This is a genomic window from Halolamina salina (genome assembly GCF_042678005.1).
Taxonomy (GTDB): Archaea; Halobacteriota; Halobacteria; order Halobacteriales; family Haloferacaceae; genus Halolamina; species Halolamina salina.
Genome location: NZ_JBHUDH010000096.1, coordinates 652 through 1,051, shown reverse-complemented (window position 1 = coordinate 1,051; position 400 = coordinate 652).

The following is a 400-nucleotide window of genomic DNA, read 5'->3' as shown; positions in this document are numbered from 1 at the left end:
CCCGCCGTCGCCGGCGTAGAACCGGGTCACCACCCGGACGAGCGCGTCGTCGTCGAGTCCCGACTCGAACGCGTACCGCTCGCGCATCCGCTCGACCAGCTCCCGGATCCGCGCCTCGGCGTCCTCCGCGGCGACCGTGTCGGCGAGATCGCCCCGGTCCTCGGCCTGATCCTCGGTCACCTCCTCGGCGCCCGTGGTCTCGACGAACAGGTCCCGGAGCTCCTCGGTTTGTTCGTCCATAGGGGTGAACAGACGTGCTACGGGCGAATAAGGGTTGGGTAGCGCCGGGGGAGCGTGCTCGTAAACCGTAGCGTTAAGGTGGGTTTACGAGAACCGTCGGGCGTGTCAACCGCAACCGACTCAGTCGACCTCGTCGGCGACGACGTCGCCGTCAACCTCG